Consider the following 719-nt stretch of genomic DNA (forward strand, 5'->3'; position numbering starts at 1 on the left):
GATCTGGGGCGGCTATCCGGCACAGCCGATGGCGGAAGCCATGCGGGAGATAGCCATGCTGCGCAAGCTCGCCAGGACCCGCAAACAGGGCGAGGGAGGCAATGGCTGACATGATCGCGTCGACGACGCTGGAGGCGGTCGACATCATGGGGCTGATGAAGCTCCTGCCGCACCGCTATCCGTTCCTGATGATCGATCGTATCGTCGACATCGATGGCGACGAATCCGCCGTCGGCATCAAGAACGTGACCATAAACGAGCCGCATTTTCAGGGCCATTTCCCTGAGCAGCCGGTCATGCCGGGTGTGCTTATCGTCGAGGCGATGGCGCAGACGGCCGGCGCCATCTGTATCCGCAGCCTGGGTACCGAAAAGCCGTCGCTGGTCTATTTCCTGACCATCGACAACGCCAAATTCCGCAAACCGGTCGTTCCCGGCGACCAGTTGAAGATCCATGTCAAGAAAATCAAGAAACGCGGCAACCTGCTCAAATTCGCTTGTGAAGCCATGGTCGACGGCGCCAAGGCGGCCGAGGCCGAGATTTCAGCCATGATGGTCACCAGCGACTGACGATCGAGTGCTTATGAAAATCAAGACATCCATTCATGCTTCCTCCATTGTCGAGGAAGGCGCCCAAATCGGCCAAGGTGTGCGCATCGGGCCGTTCTGCCATGTCGCTGCCGATGTGGTGATCGGCGACGACGTCGAACTGGTCAGTCA

Annotated in this window: 1 protein-coding gene and 1 pseudogene; both read left to right on the top strand. The window is 59.1% G+C overall.

Annotated features, from left to right (window positions below):
* Window positions 1–101 precede the first annotated feature (101 nt).
* Window positions 102–569, top strand: a complete 468-nt coding sequence (gene fabZ, locus EOD15_RS35100) for a 3-hydroxyacyl-ACP dehydratase FabZ (protein ID WP_127268627.1) — start codon at window positions 102–104, stop codon at window positions 567–569.
* Window positions 570–582: 13 nt separating this feature from the next.
* Window positions 583–719: pseudogene (locus EOD15_RS35105) on the top strand (acyl-[acyl-carrier-protein]--UDP-N-acetylglucosamine O-acyltransferase); the annotation flags it as partial.

Origin of the sequence: Mesorhizobium sp. M7A.T.Ca.US.000.02.2.1 (assembly GCF_003996995.1) — a bacterium.
Lineage (GTDB): Bacteria > Pseudomonadota > Alphaproteobacteria > Rhizobiales > Rhizobiaceae > Mesorhizobium.